The sequence below is a fragment of the Acidiferrimicrobium sp. IK genome, from assembly GCF_025499425.1.
Classification (GTDB): domain Bacteria; phylum Actinomycetota; class Acidimicrobiia; order Acidimicrobiales; family Palsa-688; genus Acidiferrimicrobium.
The window spans coordinates 29,086-46,337 of sequence record NZ_JAIMCB010000012.1 but is presented as its reverse complement, the minus strand read 5'-3'; the positions used below and the strand labels follow the sequence as shown (position 1 = coordinate 46,337).

The window sequence follows — 17,252 nt, the reverse complement described above, 5'->3', positions numbered from 1 at the left end:
GCTTCGACCCGGAGCTGATCACCGACCCGCAGCTGCGCCGGCGTTCCACGGCGACCCCGGCCACCACGCCCCCGGCGGCACGTTCAGGTTGGTGGCCGTCCAGGCGATGGGGGTGCGGCCCGGGCGGGGAGGGCCGTGGCGTGGATCGAGGGATAGTCGGGGTCGTGGAACAGCTTCGCGGTGAGGGTGTGCCAGTCCCGCCCGAGCGCTCCGACCGCCCCCAGGAGACGGAAAGCCACGACCGCGACCGTCGCCTCGGTCAGGGGACCGGCCAGGTAGGCCCAGAAGAAGGCGAAGTTCCCGGCGACCAGGTCCGGCCCGAACGTTCGGGCCGGGTTCATGCTGGCCCCGGTCTCGGGCGCCCCGGCCCAGATCAGCCCGGCCAGCGCGCCGGTCACGACCAGCGGCGTCCAGCGGGCCGTCGTCGACGACGACAGCATCGTCAGGATGGTCAGGATCAAACCGGCGGCCAGCCCGGCTTCGACCGCGACGACCCCCCATCCGGGGAGACCGGCCTCGGGGATGGTGCGGGCGGTGTGGACGCTGCTCGCCCAGGACCTCCACGCGGCGGAGAACGCCGCGGCCGCCAGGAGTGCGCCGCACACCTGGCCGGCCACGAACCTCAGAAGCGCCCGGGGACGGTAGGGGGCGCAGGGTGGGGGTGGTCGTGACCGGTTCCCGACGAGCCGTCGCTCACGGCCGCTGAGGTGGGCAGAGCTAGTGGCGGCACGGGCCTCACGCGGGGGTGCTGGCACGTTTAGTGATTGAGGCTCCGTAGCAGTGCCTTACCTGCGGATTCGTTCGAGCTGTAGCTCGCTATCTACAGCTCCGTTCGATCTCGAGAGCGGTCTGCGGGATAGGCAGTGCTTCGGGCCGCTTGCGCTCTTATCAACATATACGTTCGAGCTACTGTATGTTAACTACAGATACGCCCGATCTCGGGGAGCAAGTGCGTGGATAACAACGATCTCGTCTTCAGTGATGCAACCCCCCGGTCCACGATCGCCGGGATGGCGCGACGCGGCGACCTGGTGCAACTCGCCAGGGGCGTCTACACGACCGACACCAGCCACGCCCCCGGGGAGGTCGTCAGGAAGCGATGGCTCGACATCGCCGGCCATATCTTCCCTGACGCCACCGTCACCGACCGCTCCGCCGTCCGCTCCGGACCGGTCGACGGAGTGCTCTACCTCGCCCATGACCGCAGGGACCGCGACTTCGATCTTCCCGGCCTGCGGCTCACCGCACGGCGAGGAGCGCCGCCCCAGCCCAGTGACATCGCCATGCCCGGCGGCCTTCACTTCGCTTCCCGGGCAAGAGGCATGCTGGAAAACGCCATCCCGTCCAGAGCCCGCAGCGGCACTGTTCCACGACGGCTGACCAGGGACGAACTCGGAGAGTGGATCGAGCAGACCTGCCGGTTCGACGGTGAAGAGAAACTCAACCAACTTCGTGACGAGGCGAGAGCGCTCGCTCCAGCGCTCGGGGTGGAGCCGGAGAGCTTTGCCACCGTCGACAACCTCATAGGGGTGGCGCTCGGGACCAGGGACGCCCCGAACCTCCCGCCTGCGTTGCGCGCCCGCCGCTACCTGAGGCCCTACGACCCGATCCGCACACAGCGGTTCGATCTGCTCGTAACCGCCCTACGGTCAGCCCCGCCGCAGGCGATCACCGCCCGGGCCTCGAACGTCTGCCTGCCGTTCTACGAAGCGTACTTCTCCAACTTCATCGAAGGCACCGAGTTCACTCTCGATGAAGCCGTCGGCATCGTCTATGACGATCGCATCCCTGCCGGGCGCTCCGAGGACGCCCACGACATCGTTGGCACCTTCCGGATCGTCAACGACCCCGACGAGATGTCCCACATCCCTGCCAGCCCGGACGACTTCGTAACCCTCCTCCGCTCCCGCCACGCATTCGTAATGGCCGGGCGTCCTGACAAGCATCCCGGTGACTTCAAGGAGAAAGCGAACCAGGCGAGGGTCACCCGCTTCGTCGACCCCGACTTGGTGGACGGAACGCTCACCGAGGGGTACCAGCGGCTTGCCGACCTCGACACAGCCTGGGAGCGCTCGGTGCTCGCCATGTTCGTGGTGTCCGAAGTTCACCCCTTCGACGACGGCAACGGGCGGATCGCTCGGATCATGATGAACGCCGAGCTGACGGCCGCAGACCAGATGCGCACGATCGTCCCCACGGTGTTCCGCGACGACTACCTGGGGGCGCTCAGACGCCTTTCTCGTGAAGACGACCCTTCGGTGCTCACCAAGGCCCTCCGCTACGCCAACGACTGGACCGCCCGAATCGACTTCTCCGACCTCGCCGGAGCCAGAGACCAGATGGCGGCAACCAACGCCTTCGAGCTGGCCGAGGAGGGAGGGCGGCTCCTCATGCCCAGCAAGGAGATGTTCGGCGAGCCGATCGAGGTCGACATCAGCCCCGTCCTCGAACGTTCCGACCGGAAGCGGACGGGCGCTGTCCGGCCATACACCCGACGGGACGGGACGCCAGTGCGAGGACACAGCCGCAACCCCCGGCGCTGACCGGTCCGACGACGGTCACAGAGCACCCGTAACCTTGCCGTATGGCGTTCGCCCAGGTCACCGAGGCGGCCGAGACCCGGCCGGCACACAGTCCGGGATCAGTAACGCCCTGCGCCGTGTCTCCGCTGACTTGGCCGCTTCGCACGAGCGGGCCGCCGTAGCCGTTGCCACCGGTGCCGGACCCGACCGAAGGGTCGGGTGGTTGGTAGTGCTGAGTTGGTGCTACTCGCCGACCGGTACGTCGGCGAGCTTCGACGATCTGCTTGAGGATGGCGGGGACGGCGCCGACGGCAAGCAACTGGCTGCTGCGCTGGCCGTCACGGCCGAGTTGACCGACCTTGGCGTGATCCGGGCCCCGAAGTAGCCGCGGTAGCCGACGAAGACCTCGGAGCGCGAGGAGGCCGGGATTGCGGGACTCGGGAAGGTATCGCTTATCCAACCATCATCGTCGGGCCGCGGCGCGTCTCGGGCGTGGTCCACGATGCGCGTTCGACGGTGAACATGTAGCAGCCGGCGAGCACGTTGCGGGCGTGGATATACGCGACGTCGGGCCTCGAGAAGAGCCCGTCGATGACGGCCTCGGCGACGGCCCCTTCGGCTATCCGGTTGTCGACCTGCCTGCCTCGGGCGTCGTAGGCCCGGAACAGAAGCCGGCGGTGACGAAAACCTTCGGGGTAGGCGTCGGGCGCCCCGTGACCCTCGCAGCGATCGGCGTGAATCCATACCGGGCCGACCTCCGCGTACGGGCCCCCGATGCGCGCCGGCTGGTGGGCGATCAGCGCAACCTTCTCTCCGATCTCGGCTTCCCGCAGGCAGCAACGCAGCGGCGTGCCGCCGGGTTCCTCGTTGGCCACCGCGATCACGGCGTTGCCGAACTCGTCGGTGCCTCTGCTCCTGACCCCCTCGAGGTAGGCGGCGTCGAGCGCTTTGATACGAAAGCTGGTCTTCACCGAAAGCCTCTCCTTGATCGGCGTGCTGTGTCCGGACGCTCAACGTCTGGCGACGAAGTTTCGTGAGGCGCGGCCCGCGAGATTCGTCGGTGCCGGCGGGTGGCGCGTCTCACGTCGCGAGCCTGGCCGACGTTGAATAGGGCATGCCCGGTCGGCTTCTGCGGACATCGCCTCCTCGTCTGGTATCCCCCGGTGACCGAGGGTGAGCCTCCCGCCCTTCGAAGTCGTCGTCACCGAACACGGGGCGACCGTGCTGCGGATCTGTCGAGCGATGGTCGGCGCCCATGACGCCGACGACGTGTGGTCCGAGACCTTCCTGGCCGCACTAGGCGCCTATCCCAGACTGGAACCCGGCAGCAACGTGCGCGGCTGGCTCGCCACCATCGCGCACCGAAAGGCGATCGATCACATCCGAAAGCTCAACCGTTCGCCGCTACCAGTCGACCCTCCCCCCGAGGCTCTCGTGCTCGGCGCTGAGCCGGAGGTCGGAGACGAGGACCTGTGGAACGCCGTCGTCGCGTTGCCAACCAAACAACGGGGAGCCGTCGTGTACCACTATTTGGCCGGCCTTCCCTACGCCGAGGTCGGCCAGCTCCTCGACTCGAGCGAAGCCGCGGCGCGAAGAGCCGCGGCCGACGGGATGCGGGCGCTTCGCTCGACTGTGACCCGGGAGACATCATGAGCTTCGAGCGCGACATTCTCACCCGCCTGGGCCGGAACAGCGACCAGTCGGTCCAGGCGCTAGAACGCCTCCACGCCAGGCTCGTCGAAGCGGCCCTGGGCGAAGATCTGCTCGACGTCGCCTACCGGATCGTCGACACCCCCGTCGGGCCGCTCCTCGTCGCGGCGACCCCGGCGGGAGTCGTCCGCGTCGCGTTCGCCGTCCAAGGCCACGAGGCAGTGCTCGACGACCTTGCCCGCCGGGTAAGCCCTCGAGTGCTGCGAGCCCCTTCGCGGCTCGACCCGGCGGCCCGGCAGCTGGACGAGTACTTCTCCGGGCGTCGCCACCGCTTCGACCTACCCCTCGATCTGCAGCTCGCGCAAGGGTTCCGCCGTCTGGTCCTCGCCCGGCTCGCCGATCTCCGATACGGCTCGACGGCCTCCTACGCCGCGGTGGCGGCAGCCCTGGACAACCCCAAGGCGGTACGGGCGGTCGGCACCGCGTGCGCCACCAACCCGGTGCCGGTCGTGGTGCCCTGTCATCGGGTCGTTCGCAGCGACGGGAGCGCCGGCGGCTACGCCGGCGGGGTCGAAGCCAAGCGCGCCCTCCTCGCCCTCGAGACCGCCCACCGCCGGTGACCACCAGACCAGTCGACCCGTTGCGCCCCGCTGACACCTTCTCGTCGCCTGTCGCACCGGTGCCGGCCGGCCCGCGGCGGTCGTTCGGCGCCGGCCGGACCACGTAGCGTTTCGTCCATGGGCGTCCGCCGGGTCGTGCTCCTCACGCTTGGATGGGAGGACCTACCGCTGTCGGTGTCCATCCACGGAGCGTCACCCGACCGGCGGATCCTGGAGCCGGTACCCGGCGTGCTGCTGCAATGCGACGGGGGATGGCTGCTGGTCGACACCGGGTTCAACCCGGCGCTGATCACCGACCCGCAGCTGCGCCGGCGATTCCACGGCGACCCGGCGTTCCGGCCGGTCCTGCCCGGCCCCGGCGAGCCGCTCGAAGAGGCGCTGGCCGGAGCCGGCATCGCGATGGAGGAGATCGTCGAGGTCGCGGTGAGCCATCTGCACAACGACCACGCCGGCGGCCTCCGCCACTTCGCCGGGCGCACCCCGGTTCACGCGCAGCGCGCCGAGCTGGCCTACGGGCTGTCGGAGGGTGACGGGCCGGAACGCAACGGGATCTTCCGTGTCGACTTCGACGACCCCGCCATCGACTGGCGGCTGGCCGACGGAGACTCGCAGATCGCCCCCGGCGTGACCGCCGTCTTGACCGCCGGGCACACCCCCGGCCATCAAAGCTTCGTGGTCGACCTCGACGAGTCGGTCGGTGGCGGCGGGCTTGTCTTCGCCTTCGACGCCGCCGACCTGACCGAAAACATCGACCGGGAGCTGCCCGTCGGCGGGTTCATCGGAGTCGAGGCGCCCGACACCGTCGAGCCGATCCGGCGCCTGAAGGCGATCGCCGCGGAGAAGGGATACCAGGTGGTCCCGGGCCACGACCCGGTGGTGTGGCCCCGCCTCACCCGTTCGCTGGGGGAGCGCTTCGCCTCCGTGCAGGGGTTGTGAACTGTTCGTGCGGTACCGGCGCCGGAGACGCAGGCGGTGCCGGGCTGCCACTTGTGCACCGACGGCCGGGGACAACTGGCGGTCCGGTCTTGAGCCGAAGACGTATCCCTACTTTCGGGAGCAGGTAAGGAGTCGCGATGGAAGCAGCCGCTCGGATGAGCACCAAAGGGCAGGTCACCATCCCTAAAGGCGTGCGCGAGGCACTGGGGCTGCAGGACGGGGACGCGGTGGTGTTCCGCGTCGAAGGACAGCGGGCGGTGCTCTCCCGCACCCCGGACCTCTTGGAGCTGGCCGGCAGCGTGCCGGTCCCAGTCGGCAAGAGTGGCGTCCCGTGGGAAGAGGTGCTGGCGCGAACCCGTCGGGTCCGGAGTGAGGCTCGGCGGTGACCGCCTTTGTCGACACCAACGTCCTGATTCGTCACCTGACCGGTGACCCGCCCGACCTCGCCGCTCGTGCCACCCGGTTCCTCCGGAACGCCGACGAGCTTCTCCTCTCGATCTGATCGTGGCGGAAACCGTGTATGTCCTCGAGTCCTTCTACGAATTGGAGCGGTCCAGGATCGCCGAATTGATCCGGGCCTTCTCGGCGTTCGAGGCGGTGCAGGTTCTCGACGTCGGGCTATTACGGCGAGCCGCGGAGGTGTACGAGCTCGACCGGCTCGACTTCGCCGAGGCCTACCTCGTGGCCAGCGCCGAGCGCAGCGGGGTCGACGTCGTGGCCTCGTTCGATCGCAGCATCGACAGAATCGGCACCGTTACCCGCCTCGAGTAACCGGGCTCCCCGCGCACCTAGACGCCACGATCAGGTGCTGTGGCCCCCCCTCACCCGTTCGCTCGGGGAGCGCTTCGCCTCCGTACCCGGGTGAGCGGGGCGTGCGGTAGCGGCCCCGGCGCAGTCGACACGGGCGGTGCGGGCGGGCGCGGCGCCCCGCTGCCACTTGCGCACCGACCGTCGTGGACAACTGGCAGTCGAATCTCGAGCAGGGAGCCGGTCCCCGCCGCCTTCGACCCCGACGAGATGACCGGCGGGCGCGGCGAGGCGGATGTCCGCGGGCATGGTCAGCCGGAGGGCCGCCCGGGTGACGGTGTTGCGGCCTGGGCGGGAAGGGCCGTGGCGTGAATAGAGGGATAGTCGGGGTCGTGGAACAGCTTCGCGGTGAGGGTGTGCCAGTCCCGCCCGAGCGCTCCGACCGCCCCCAGGAGACGGAAAGCCACGACCGCGACCGTCGCCCCGGTCAGGGGACCGGCCAGGTAGGCCCAGAAGAAGGCGAAGTTCCCGGCGACCAGGTCCGGCCCGAACGTTCGGGCCGGGTTCATGCTGGCCCCGGTCTCGGGCGCCCCGGCCCAGATCAGCCCGGCCAGCGCGCCGGTCACGACCAGCGGCGTCCAGCGGGCCGTCGTCGACGACGACAGCATCGTCAGGATGGTCAGGATCAAACCGGCGGCCAGCCCGGCTTCGACCGCGACGACCCCCCATCCGGGGAGACCGGCCTCGGGGATGGTGCGGGCGGTGTGGACGCTGCTCGCCCAGGACCTCCACGCGGCGGAGAACGCCGCGGCCGCCAGGAGTGCGCCGCACACCTGGCCGGCCACGAACCCCGCGACGTCGCGCCACCCGGTGTGCCCCCGCAGCGCGAACGCCAACGTGACCGCCGGGTTGAGATGGGCCCCGCTGCGCTTGCCGGCGGGAGACACCGCTACCGCGGCGCCCAGCAACCCGAAGATCGCGCCGATGACCGCCAGCCTGACCCCGGCCGGCAGGTCCGCTCGGAGGGGCGAGTGGCTGCTCTCGAACGCTGCGACGGCCCCGAAACCGACAAACAGCTGGAAGGCGGTCCCCCCGAACTCGCACGCCCACTCAACCGGGTGCCACCCCGCGGCCTTCGGCTGGGCGGTGGAGGGGCGGTCACCGGGGCCCGACAGCGGCGCCCGGCGCCGGCCGCCGGTGTCGACCGCCGCGGCGGCGGAGGTCTGGGTGTCGGGGACGGTCATAGCGGAGGTGTACCCGAGACCGCCCGATCCCACTTCGGTCGGGGCCGGGTCAGCTGAGCGGTTCGGCCTGGTAGCCGGCGTCGGCCAGCTCCCGGAGGATCTCCCGGTGGTGCTCGTGGTCGCGGGTCTCGACGGTCACCGCGACCTCCACCTCGGTCAGGGCCAGGGCCCGGCCGCTTCGGTGATGCTCGACGTCGAGGACGTTCAGGCGCATGGCGGCCAGCTGCGCGGTGAGGCCGGCCAGCGCGCCGGGCCGGTCCCCGACGACGATGCGCAGCACCAGGTACCGACCGGCCGCGGTCAGGCCGTGGTTGATCAGCTTGGTGAGCAGCAGCGGGTCGACGTTGCCGCCCGAGAGCACCGCGAGGGCCGGCCCGTGGCCGGGTACCCGCCCGGCGAGGATCGCGGCCAGGGCCGCCGCTCCGGACGGCTCGACCACGCCTTTGGCCCGCTCGACGAGCAGCAGCATCGCCCGGCTGATCTCCTCCTCGTCGACGGTCACCACCTCGTCGACGTAGGCCTGGGCGTGGGCCAGGGTCAGCTCCGACACCATCCGCACCGCGATCCCGTCGGCCATCGTGGCGACGCTGTCGAGCAGCACCGGCCGGCCCGCGGCCAGCGCAGCCGACAGGCTCGCCGCACCGGCGGCCTCCACCCCGACGACGCGGACGTGGGCAGCGACGTGGTGCAGGGCGGCCGCGGTCCCGGCCAGGAGCCCGCCGCCGCCGACTGGAACTACGACCACCTCGGCGTCGGGGGCCTCCTCGGCGACCTCGAGGCCGAGGGTGGCCTGCCCGGCGATGATGTCGGGGTCGTCGAAGGGCGGCACGAACACCGCGCCGCGCTCCGCGGCGAACGCCTGGGCGGCCAGGATGCAGTCGTCGACGACCTCGCCCTCCAGGCGTACCGTCGCCCCGTAAGCCCGGGTCGCCTCGGTCTTGGGCAGCGCCGCGGTGGCCGGCATGAAGATCGTCGAGTGCCGGCCGGTGAGCGCCGCGGCCAAGGCGACGCCTTGGGCGTGGTTACCCGCGGACGCCGCGACCACCTCGACGCCCGGCGGGAGCTGGCAGATCCGGTTGTACGCCCCCCGGATCTTGAACGACCCGGTGCGCTGCAGGTACTCGGCTTTGAGCAGGACCGGGCGGCCCGCGACCCGGGAGAGGGAGTCGGAGTGGTCCACCGGCGTCGGGCGCAGCACCGGCGCGACTCGCTGGCGGGCGGCGCTGATCTCGGAGAGGGCGGTCAGGATCAGGTCCGGGTCCGGGCGGGGAGGGGCGCCCGGGTGCGGGGTCACGTGGAGGCGGGCTTGGACCGGCGGGAGGCCAGCGCCTCGGCCAGCGCGGCCCGGCGCGACGCTTCCTCCTCGGCGGCCGCGGCGCGCTGCTCCCTCCACGCGGTGAGCTGCGCCACCGCGGCGGGGTCGAGGCCGGTCTCCCGGTTGGGCGTCGCCCGCTCCTCGGTCCGCAGCCAGCCGACCAGGACCATGATCGTCAGGCAGATCGCGCCCAGCCCGCCGACGGTCCAGAGCACCCCGCCGGCGCCTTCCAGATCCGAGCCCAGGTTGGCGGCGGCTTGGATCGCGCCGTGGGCGGCGACGACCTTGGCCGCCCCCTGGCTCTCGATGGCGAAGCCGAGCAGCGTGAAGTAGGGGAGCAGGGCCAGCAGGTAGCCCATGGCCGGGACCGGGTGAAGCCGGCGGGGGAGGGGATCGGCGCCGAACACCGGCCACAAGAACAGGCAGCCGAGGGCCAGGAGCAGGACCTGCAGCGGCTGGCCGATGATCTCGTGGCGGGCCGCGTCGGTGTAGAAGCTGGTGCCGTAGATGACCGCCAGCACCCCGGCGTAGAGCAGCCACGCCGCGACCGGGTAGGTGAGCGCCCGCAGCGCCCGGCTCTCGATGACGGCCCGCAGCCGGCGGGCGGTGACCCGCCCGCCCGCCTCCAACGCCAAGGTGTGGGGGGCGGCCCACGCCAGCAGCAGCGGCGCCAGCATCAGCAGCAGGACCTGGGCGATCGCCCCCTGGGCCGGGTCCGACGCGGCGTCGGCCGGCAGCGGCGAGGTGGTGGCCACGAAAACGGTGACCACCGCGGCCGCGAAGGCGGCGCTGCGCCACCACGGCCAGGCGATCGAGCGCCCCGCCAGGCGCACCACCCCGACCCGGTAACCGGCTACAGCAGCGGCGAGCACCACCCACGCGGCGGGCTCGATGTGCAGGGAAACCATCGCCTGGAACGCTACCGCCCGGCCCCCGCTGAGCGCAGGCGGGCCCCCAGCTTGGGTTGAGGACCCTCCGTTGTGTAGAAATACTCCAGTGACTGCGATCTCCCCGTCCGGGGCTCCGGTGGCCACAGCCGCTTCCCCTCCGCTCATCAAGCCGGTCAATCCTGCGGATTACCGTCCGGCGCTGCTGAACGTCGGGGTCATCGTGTGGTTGGCGTCGGAGCTGATGTTCTTCTCCGGCCTCTTCGCCGCCTTCTTCACGCTGCGCGCGTCGACGCCGGTATGGCCGCCGAAGGGCGACATCCTCGACGTCCACACGGTGCTCTACGCCACGATCCTTCTGGTCGTGTCATCCGGCACCATGCAGATGGCGGTCGGGCGGACCGTGCGCGGCGACCGGGCCGGGTTCCTCGGGTGGCTGGCGCTGACGTTCTGCCTCGGGGCGCTCTTCGACGGGATGCAGATCTCCGACTACATGAGCCGGCCGTTCCCGATTGACCAGAACGCCTGGACCAGCTGCTTCTACGTGCTCACCGGCATCCACGCCCTGCACGTCTTCGGCGGCCTGTTCGGCATGGTCGTGATGGGGATCCGGGCGAAGAAGTCCAAGCACTTCGGTCACCGCACCGCCCCCGCAGTCGAGTTCTTGTCCTACTACTGGCACTTCGTGGATGTCGTATGGATCGCCCTGTTCGCCGCTATCTTCCTGCTCAAGTGACCCGGACCCGCAAGATCGTGCGGCGGGTGCTGCGAGGCCGGGGCACCGGCCGGCGGGTCCTCGCCGGCCCGGCCGTCGTGCTGGCCCTCGGGGTCGCGGCGTTCGCGTTCATGGCCCTCACCGGAGGCGCGGCGCGCGGCGCCGACGCCACGGTGTCCACCAGCCCTCAGGACATCGCGGCCGGCGAGCAGCTCTACGCCGCCCACTGCCAAAGCTGCCACGGCGTCAACGGCGTCGGCGGGACCAACGGCTCGCCTCAGCTGATCACCGCCGGCGCGGCCGCGGCCGACTTCTACATCTCCACCGGCCGGATGCCGCTCAACAACCCCCACGACCAGGCGCTGCGCCACCACTCGTACTTCGACGCGGCCCAGACCCGCCAGCTGGTCGCCTACATCAACGCCCTGCCCCAGATCAACCACGTGGCCGCGACCGGGCCGGGCATCCCGACGGTGGCCCCGCTTTGCACCTCGCCCGGCACCCCGTCGGGCTGCGTCAACCTCTCCGACGGCGAACGGTACTTCTCGCTCAACTGCGCCCAGTGCCACCAGGCGGCCGGGTCCGGCGGGATGCTGTCGAAGGGCAACGTGATCCCGAGCCTCCACAACGCCAGCCTCACCCAGGTGGCGGAGGCGGTGCGGGTCGGCCCGATGCCGATGCCGGTGTTCGGCTCCGGCCAGCTCAGCAATCAGCAGGTGTCGGCCATCGCCCAGTACGTGCAGTACCTTCACAACCCGACCAACGCCGGTGGCCTGGGCATCTCCCACTTCGGTCCGATCGCCGAAGGCTTCGTGGGCATCGTCCTCGGCTTCGGGATCTTGCTGCTGGCCTCCCGACTGATCGGAAACCGAGGATGACCACCACAGATCACCCCTCCGTCGGCCCCGACGGCGTCGAGGAGCCGTCGAGCTCCGCGTTCTACGAGGACGACGACGCCAAGGTCAAGCTGCACTTCGGCATCGACCCCCACGAACCGTGGCCCGACGACGTCCCCCGCGGCCAAGACGACAGCCGCTGGCGTTTCCAGGACAACCCGAAGCTGGCCCGCATGGCCGAGCTCAAGATCGCCTTCTGCTGGATCCTGACCCTGCTGGCGGGCATCGGGTTCGCCGTCACCTACGTCGTCGGCGGCCAGACCCAGGCCGAAGGCGCCCTCCTCGCGGTCGGTTTCCTCGGGATGGGCGTCGGGTTGATCCTCTGGGCCCGGGACCTGCTCCCCGGCACCGAGGTCACCGCCAGCCGAGGCAGCCACAACGTCTCGGATCGCAGCAAGCGGGAGGCCGCGGCCGAGGCCCTCAACCGGACCATCGACCCGATCGCCCGGCGGCCGTTCCTGTTCCGGTTGCTCGGCCTGGTCGGCGGGGTCTTCGGGCTCGCCGCGCTGTTCCCGATCGCCTCCCTCGGCGACCGCCCGCACCGGTCGCTGTACAAGACCGCTTGGGGCCCCGGCGTCCGGGTGGTCGACCAGGACAACCAGCCGCTCAAGCCGAGCGACATAAAGGTCAACGGGATCTTGACGGTGTTCCCCGAGAACGGGATCGACGACGCCCAGTCGTCGACGGTGCTGATCAACCTGGGCAACGCCCCCTTCGACGTCCGGCCCGGCACCCAGGGCTGGAACATCGGGGGGCTGGTGGCCTTCTCGAAGATCTGCACCCACGCCGGCTGCCCGGTCGGCTTGTACAACTCGACGACCCACCAGTTGGTGTGCCCGTGCCACCAGTCGACGTTCGACGTTTTGAAGGGATGCAACCCTGTGTTCGGTCCGGCATCCCGATCCCTTCCCCAGCTGCCGCTGGCGGTCGACACCGAGGGCTACTTGATCTCCTCGAAGGGCTACCAAGAGCCCGTCGGCCCCGGCTTCTGGAACCGGGCGTAGGAGGCGCGGCGCATGAGCACAACCGAAGAACGCCTGGCCGCGCAGAAGCGGCTGAAGTACGAGAAGGCCGGCCTGGACGCCATCGACGACCGGCTCGGCTCGTCGGGGTTCCTGCAAAAAGCCCTGGACAAGATCTTCCCCGACCACTGGTCGTTCATGGTCGGCGAGATTGCCATGTACTGCTTTGTGGTGCTTTTGATCACCGGTGTCTACCTGGCGCTGTACTACGTGCCGTCGGCCAGCGACATCGTGTACCACCCGACGCCCGGGCACGGCTACATGCCGCTGGCCGGCCAGCACATGTCCGAGGCGTACAAGTCGGTCCTCGACATCACCTTCAACGTTCGCGCCGGGCTGATCATGCGCCAGATGCACCACTGGGCGGCGGTGGTGTTCATGGCGGCCATCGCCTTCCACCTGTGCCGGATCTTCTTCACCGGGGCGTTCCGCCGCCCCCGCGAGACCAACTGGGTCATCGGGCTGCTGCTGCTGCTGTCGGTGATGCTCGAGGGCTTCTCCGGCTACTCCCTGCCCGACGACCTGCTGTCGGGTACCGGCCTGCGGGTGGTGTTCTCGATCGTCGAGTCGATCCCGTTCATCGGGTCGTGGCTGGCGTTCGACCTGTGGGGTAGCGCGTACCCAGGATCGGCGCTGATCCCCCGGCTGTTCGTGGTCCACGAGTTCTTGTTCCCGCTGGCCATCCTCGGTCTGCTCACCGTGCACCTGATGATCATCTGGCGCCAGAAGCACACCGATTTCCCCGGGCCCGGCAAGACCGAGACCAACATCCGGGGCAGCCGGCTGTGGCCGCAGTACGCCATCAAGTCCGGGGCGCTGTTGATGGTCGTCTCCGGTGTCCTGGCGGCGCTCGGAGGCCTGTTCCAGATCAACCCGATCTGGCTGTACGGCCCCTACAACCCCTTCACGGTGTCCGCCGGCGCCCAGCCCGACTGGTACGTGGGGTGGCTGGACGGATCGGTGCGGCTGTGGCCGCACTGGGAGTTCCGGTCCTTCGGCCACGAGATCGCCAACCCGTTCTTCCCCGGCATCTTGGTCCCCGGCATCGTGTTCACGTTGATGTTCGCGTGGCCTCAGATCGACCGGTGGATCTACAAGGACCACGCCGCCCACAACCTCCTCGACCGGCCCCGGGACAAGCCGTTCCGGACCGCGGTCGGCGTGGGCGCCCTGGCCTTCTTCACCGACCTGACCCTCGCCAGCGGCACCGACATCCTCGGCAACGACCTCCACATCCCCTTCGAGCGGCTGATCGAGATCCTGCAGTACGGGGTGTTCGTCGCTCCGCTGGTGGCCGGGGCCATCGCCTACAAGGCGTGCCAGGCCCTGCAACGCACCGGTACCCACCCGATCATGAAGCCGGTCGGCGGCGTTTTGATCCGCACCGCGGACGGGGCGTACCACACCCTCGGCGACGACCACGGCGGCCACGACGGCAACGGGCACGCCAACGGCCACGACGGCAACGGCCACGCCGTGGATGGCCACGCGGTCGATGGCCACGCGGTCGATGGCCACGCCGTGGACGGCGACGGCAGCGCCCACAACCCCGAGGAAGACATCACCGAGCCGGCGGTCGGCGGTGCCGGCCCGGGCGACGCCTGAGCCTCCAAAGCCGCCGCCCTCCTCGGACGGGACATAAGGCGCGAACCGGCGCACCGCGCCGAACAGCGCATCTCCGGACCCCTCCACACCACAAAGCGTGAGGGTCTGCGTACACTCCGTCAGTCCAGTCAGATCTGGGCTGGCTGGAGACGCGCCGACGAAGTTGTGCGCCGTCCCGGGCCGGTCCTACGACCGGTGAGGAGCGGCGGCGATGAAGCGAACAGGCGGAGCATCTCACCGGGCGCGCCGGCGGGCGGCCGTGGCGGCGGCCGGAGCGGTCCTGGTGTCGCTCCTGGGGCTGCCCGCGGCGCTCGCCGCGCCCGCCGGGTCCGGCCCGTCCGCGGCGGGCGGGTCTAGCACCGTCGCCTACGGCGTCGAGGCGCCGGTGTGCGCGCCGACGCCCGCCGCCGGGCAGGCCACCTGCTTCGCGGCCCGCCGGGTGCCGGCCTCCGCGTCCACCCCCGGCGCCCGCCCCTACGTCATCACCCGCAACGCGCTCACCCAGGGCCCGCACGGCGGGTACACCCCCGCCGACCTGGCGTCGGCCTACGGGTTCGACCCCACCGCCCCGGCTCCCGGCCAGACCGTGGCCGTCGTCGACGCCTACGACGACCCGACCATCGGCTCGGACCTCGGCGTGTTCGACTCCTACTACGGGCTGCCGGCGTGCACCATCGCCAACGGCTGCCTCGAGGTGGTCGGCCAGACCGGCTCCCAGACCGCGCTGCCCGCAGCCAGCCAGAACGGCTGGGCCAGCGAGACCTCCCTCGACGTGGAGACCGTCCACGCGGTGTGCCAGACCTGCAACGTCCTCCTCGTCGAGGCCGACTCCCCGAGCGACGCCGACCTCGCAACGGCCGTCGACGAGGCGGCGGCGCTCGGCGCCACCGAGATCTCCAACTCCTACGGCGGCCCGGAGTACCCCAACGACCCCTACGCCTCCGCCTACTCCCATCCCGGGGTGGTGATCACCGCGTCGACCGGCGACTCCGGCTACTACAGCTACGACACCGGCACCAGCGCCGGCACCGCCAACGCGCCGGCCGCGTTCAACACCGTCGTCGCGGTCGGCGGGACGTCTTTGACCCTCAACAGCGACGGGACCAGGCAGGCGGAGAAGGTCTGGAACGGCAACGGGCCGGGCTCCTACGCCCAGGCCGGCGCCAGCGGCGGCGGCTGCGACACCATCGCCGAGTCCGAGTACACCGCGCCGGCGTGGCAGACCTCGGTCCCGGACTGGGCCAGCACCGGCTGCGGCTCCGAGCGTCTACCCGCCGACATCGCGGCGGTGGCCGACCCCAACACCGGCTTCGACACCTACGGCACCACCGACTGCGGGCAGTTCTGCCGGTGGCAGACGACCGGCGGCACGTCCCTGTCGTCGCCGCTGATCGCGGCGATGTGGGCCCTCGCCGGGGGCGCCCGCGGCGTCACCGACCCGGCCCGGACCCTCTACTCCCATCTCGGGCAGTCGGGTCTCTACGACGTGGTCACCGGCGGCAACGGTTACTGCGACGGCGAGTCGCCCTCGACGTGCTCGGCGGGCGTCAACCCCAACACCACCGGGCACGGCGTCGTCGACTGCGGGTGGCCAGCGACGGGCTCGGCCGCCACCGCAACCGCCGACACCGCGGCCTGCGACGCCAGAGCCGGCTACGACGGCGCCAGCGGCGTCGGCACCCCGGCCGGGCTGGGCGCGTTCGCCGCCGCCACGACAACCGCCCCCGCCGTCACCGCGCTGACGCCGTCGTCGGGGCCGACCGCCGGCGGGACGACGGTCACGGTGTCGGGTACCGGGTTCAGCGCCGCCACCGCGGTCCGCTTCGGGTCGGCCAGCGCCGCGTCGTTCACCGTTTCGAGCTCCACGTCGCTCAGCGCGGTGGCGCCGGCAGGCAGCGCCGGGACGGTGGACGTGACCGTATCCGCCGGCGCCGCGACCTCCGCCGCCACCAGCAGCGACGTGTTCACCTACCTGGCCCCGGCCCTCGCTCCGGCCCCCACCCCCACCCCGGCGCCGGCCCCGGCCCCGACGCCGGCGCCCGCCCCGACCCCCGCTCCGTCGCCGGCCCCCACCCCGGTCCCGGTGGTGTCGGGCGTGACGCCGCCGTCGGGGCCGACCAGCGGCGCCACGACGGTCACCGTCAGCGGCAGCGGGCTGAGCGGCGCCACCACCGTCAGCTTCGGTTCCACCCCGGCCTCGTTCGCGGTGGTCAGCGACACGACCATCACCGCCACCGCCCCCGCCGGCGCCGCGGGCGCGGTGGACGTCACCGTGACCACCCCCGCGGGCACCTCGGCCTGGAGCGGCGGGGACCGCTACACCTACCTGTCACCGCCGGGCGGGTACCGGCTGGCGACCTCTGGCGGGGAGGTGCTCTCCTACGGCAGCGCCGGGGCGTACGGGTCGACCGGGTGGCTCAACAAGCCGGTCGTCGGGATGGCCTCCACGCCGGACGGCGGCGGGTACTGGCTGGCGGCGTCCGACGGCGGGATCTTCGAGTTCGGTGACGGCCGGTTCTTCGGATCGCTCGGCAACATCAGGTTGAACAAGCCGATCGTGGCCATGGCCTCGACGCCGGACGGCGGCGGGTACTGGCTGGCGGCGTCCGACGGCGGGATCTTCGAGTTCGGTGACGCCCGGTTCTTCGGGTCGCTCGGCAACATCAGGTTGAACAAGCCGATCGTGGCCATGGCCTCGACGCCGGACGGCGGCGGGTACTGGCTGGTCGCGTCCGACGGCGGGATCTTCCAGTTCGGCGACGCCGGGTTCTACGGCGCGCTCGGCAACGTGGCGCTCAACAAGCCGATCGTCGGGATGGCCCCGACCTCACACGGGACGGGCTACTGGCTGGTCGCGTCCGACGGCGGGATCTTCGACTTCGGCGAGGCCCGGTTCTACGGGTCGCTCGGCAACGTCACGCTGAACAAGCCGATCGTGGCCATGGCCGCGGCCGGCGACGGCGGCGGGTACTGGCTGGTCGGCGCCGACGGCGGGATCTTCTCCTTCGGGGACGCGCCCTACGAGGGCTCCGGCGGCGGCGCGGCCTTGAACGGCAGCGCGGTGGCGGTCACCAGCACCTGACCCGGCCCGCC

General features: G+C 71.0%; 17 protein-coding genes. 12 read left to right on the top strand and 5 right to left on the bottom strand.

Going from position 1 to position 17,252, the window contains the following annotated elements:
- Nucleotides 1-83: 83 nt before the first annotated feature.
- The gene (locus K6U06_RS18255; protein ID WP_262323400.1) at nucleotides 84-617 is read right to left on the bottom strand and encodes an aquaporin; all 534 of its coding nucleotides are present in this window, start codon (nucleotides 615-617) and stop codon (nucleotides 84-86) included.
- A 336-nt stretch (nucleotides 618-953) separates the two neighbouring features.
- On the opposite strand from K6U06_RS18255, the gene K6U06_RS18250 reads away from it, so the two are divergent.
- Both K6U06_RS18250 and K6U06_RS18245 read left to right on the top strand, forming a co-directional pair.
- Nucleotides 954-2,543 (top strand): Fic family protein, encoded by a 1,590-nt coding sequence (locus K6U06_RS18250; RefSeq protein ID WP_262323399.1) that lies wholly within the window; start codon nucleotides 954-956, stop codon nucleotides 2,541-2,543.
- A gap of 202 nt (nucleotides 2,544-2,745) precedes the next feature.
- The gene (locus K6U06_RS18245; RefSeq protein ID WP_262323398.1) at nucleotides 2,746-2,907 is read left to right on the top strand and encodes a hypothetical protein; all 162 of its coding nucleotides are present in this window, start codon (nucleotides 2,746-2,748) and stop codon (nucleotides 2,905-2,907) included.
- Between the two features lie 67 nt (nucleotides 2,908-2,974).
- Here K6U06_RS18245 and K6U06_RS18240 read toward each other — a convergent pair whose 3' ends face one another.
- A complete protein-coding gene (locus K6U06_RS18240; RefSeq protein WP_262323397.1) occupies nucleotides 2,975-3,493 on the bottom strand; it encodes a DUF1203 domain-containing protein in 519 nt (172 codons plus the stop codon).
- Between the two features lie 202 nt (nucleotides 3,494-3,695).
- Between K6U06_RS18240 and K6U06_RS18235 the strand changes: the two genes are divergently transcribed.
- From K6U06_RS18235 to K6U06_RS18215, 5 genes are all read left to right on the top strand, one after another.
- Nucleotides 3,696-4,175: an RNA polymerase sigma factor gene (locus K6U06_RS18235; protein ID WP_262323396.1), complete on the top strand. Its 480-nt coding sequence runs from the start codon at nucleotides 3,696-3,698 to the stop codon at nucleotides 4,173-4,175.
- Nucleotides 4,172-4,792, top strand: a complete 621-nt coding sequence (locus tag K6U06_RS18230) for a methylated-DNA--[protein]-cysteine S-methyltransferase (protein ID WP_262323395.1) — start codon at nucleotides 4,172-4,174, stop codon at nucleotides 4,790-4,792. The genes K6U06_RS18235 and K6U06_RS18230 overlap by 4 nt, the downstream gene beginning before the upstream one ends.
- 117 nt (nucleotides 4,793-4,909) lie before the next feature.
- Entirely contained in the window at nucleotides 4,910-5,728 is an 819-nt protein-coding gene (locus tag K6U06_RS18225; protein ID WP_262323394.1) for an N-acyl homoserine lactonase family protein, read from the top strand.
- 155 nt (nucleotides 5,729-5,883) lie between these two features.
- The gene (locus K6U06_RS18220) at nucleotides 5,884-6,114 is read left to right on the top strand and encodes an AbrB/MazE/SpoVT family DNA-binding domain-containing protein (RefSeq protein ID WP_262323393.1); all 231 of its coding nucleotides are present in this window, start codon (nucleotides 5,884-5,886) and stop codon (nucleotides 6,112-6,114) included.
- A gap of 118 nt (nucleotides 6,115-6,232) precedes the next feature.
- Nucleotides 6,233-6,499, top strand: coding sequence for a PIN domain-containing protein (locus K6U06_RS18215; RefSeq protein WP_262323392.1), 267 nt, complete (start codon nucleotides 6,233-6,235; stop codon nucleotides 6,497-6,499).
- A 287-nt stretch (nucleotides 6,500-6,786) separates the two neighbouring features.
- Here K6U06_RS18215 and K6U06_RS18210 read toward each other — a convergent pair whose 3' ends face one another.
- Genes K6U06_RS18210 through K6U06_RS18200 form a run of 3 tightly spaced genes read right to left on the bottom strand, consistent with a single transcriptional unit; the run spans nucleotide 6,787 to nucleotide 9,942 of the window.
- Nucleotides 6,787-7,719, bottom strand: a complete 933-nt coding sequence (locus tag K6U06_RS18210; protein WP_262323391.1) for an MIP/aquaporin family protein — start codon at nucleotides 7,717-7,719, stop codon at nucleotides 6,787-6,789.
- Nucleotides 7,720-7,768: 49 nt separating this feature from the next.
- On the bottom strand, nucleotides 7,769-9,013 hold the full coding sequence (ilvA, locus tag K6U06_RS18205) for a threonine ammonia-lyase (RefSeq protein ID WP_262323390.1): 1,245 nt from the start codon (nucleotides 9,011-9,013) through the stop codon (nucleotides 7,769-7,771).
- Nucleotides 9,010-9,942, bottom strand: coding sequence for a cytochrome c oxidase assembly protein (locus tag K6U06_RS18200; protein ID WP_262323389.1), 933 nt, complete (start codon nucleotides 9,940-9,942; stop codon nucleotides 9,010-9,012). The genes ilvA and K6U06_RS18200 overlap by 4 nt, the downstream gene beginning before the upstream one ends.
- Nucleotides 9,943-10,030: 88 nt before the next feature.
- Here K6U06_RS18200 and K6U06_RS18195 point away from each other — a divergent pair, with 88 nt between their 5' ends.
- The 5 genes from K6U06_RS18195 (at nucleotide 10,031) to K6U06_RS18175 (ending at nucleotide 17,241) form a co-directional block, all read left to right on the top strand.
- Entirely contained in the window at nucleotides 10,031-10,657 is a 627-nt protein-coding gene (locus tag K6U06_RS18195; protein ID WP_262323388.1) for a heme-copper oxidase subunit III, read from the top strand.
- On the top strand, nucleotides 10,654-11,514 hold the full coding sequence (locus tag K6U06_RS18190) for a c-type cytochrome (protein WP_262323387.1): 861 nt from the start codon (nucleotides 10,654-10,656) through the stop codon (nucleotides 11,512-11,514). Before K6U06_RS18195 ends, K6U06_RS18190 begins: the two co-directional genes overlap by 4 nt.
- A complete protein-coding gene (locus K6U06_RS18185; RefSeq protein ID WP_262323386.1) occupies nucleotides 11,511-12,536 on the top strand; it encodes a ubiquinol-cytochrome c reductase iron-sulfur subunit in 1,026 nt (341 codons plus the stop codon). Before K6U06_RS18190 ends, K6U06_RS18185 begins: the two co-directional genes overlap by 4 nt.
- 12 nt (nucleotides 12,537-12,548) lie before the next feature.
- Nucleotides 12,549-14,159 (top strand): cytochrome b, encoded by a 1,611-nt coding sequence (locus K6U06_RS18180; RefSeq protein WP_262323385.1) that lies wholly within the window; start codon nucleotides 12,549-12,551, stop codon nucleotides 14,157-14,159.
- 211 nt (nucleotides 14,160-14,370) lie between these two features.
- Nucleotides 14,371-17,241 (top strand): IPT/TIG domain-containing protein, encoded by a 2,871-nt coding sequence (locus tag K6U06_RS18175; protein ID WP_262323384.1) that lies wholly within the window; start codon nucleotides 14,371-14,373, stop codon nucleotides 17,239-17,241.
- Nucleotides 17,242-17,252 lie beyond the last annotated feature (11 nt).

What these genes read in the sequence shown, in the direction of transcription:
- K6U06_RS18230 (WP_262323395.1), top strand. Translation starts at nt 4,172, where the DNA reads ATGAGCTTCGAGCGCGACATTCTCACCCGCCTGGGCCGGAACAGCGAC.
- K6U06_RS18225 (WP_262323394.1), top strand. Translation starts at nt 4,910, where the DNA reads ATGGGCGTCCGCCGGGTCGTGCTCCTCACGCTTGGATGGGAGGACCTA.
- K6U06_RS18220 (WP_262323393.1), top strand. Translation starts at nt 5,884, where the DNA reads ATGAGCACCAAAGGGCAGGTCACCATCCCTAAAGGCGTGCGCGAGGCA.
- K6U06_RS18210 (WP_262323391.1), bottom strand. Translation starts at nt 7,719, where the DNA reads ATGACCGTCCCCGACACCCAGACCTCCGCCGCCGCGGCGGTCGACACC.
- K6U06_RS18200 (WP_262323389.1), bottom strand. Translation starts at nt 9,942, where the DNA reads ATGGTTTCCCTGCACATCGAGCCCGCCGCGTGGGTGGTGCTCGCCGCT.
- K6U06_RS18185 (WP_262323386.1), top strand. Translation starts at nt 11,511, where the DNA reads ATGACCACCACAGATCACCCCTCCGTCGGCCCCGACGGCGTCGAGGAG.
- K6U06_RS18180 (WP_262323385.1), top strand. Translation starts at nt 12,549, where the DNA reads ATGAGCACAACCGAAGAACGCCTGGCCGCGCAGAAGCGGCTGAAGTAC.
- K6U06_RS18175 (WP_262323384.1), top strand. Translation starts at nt 14,371, where the DNA reads ATGAAGCGAACAGGCGGAGCATCTCACCGGGCGCGCCGGCGGGCGGCC.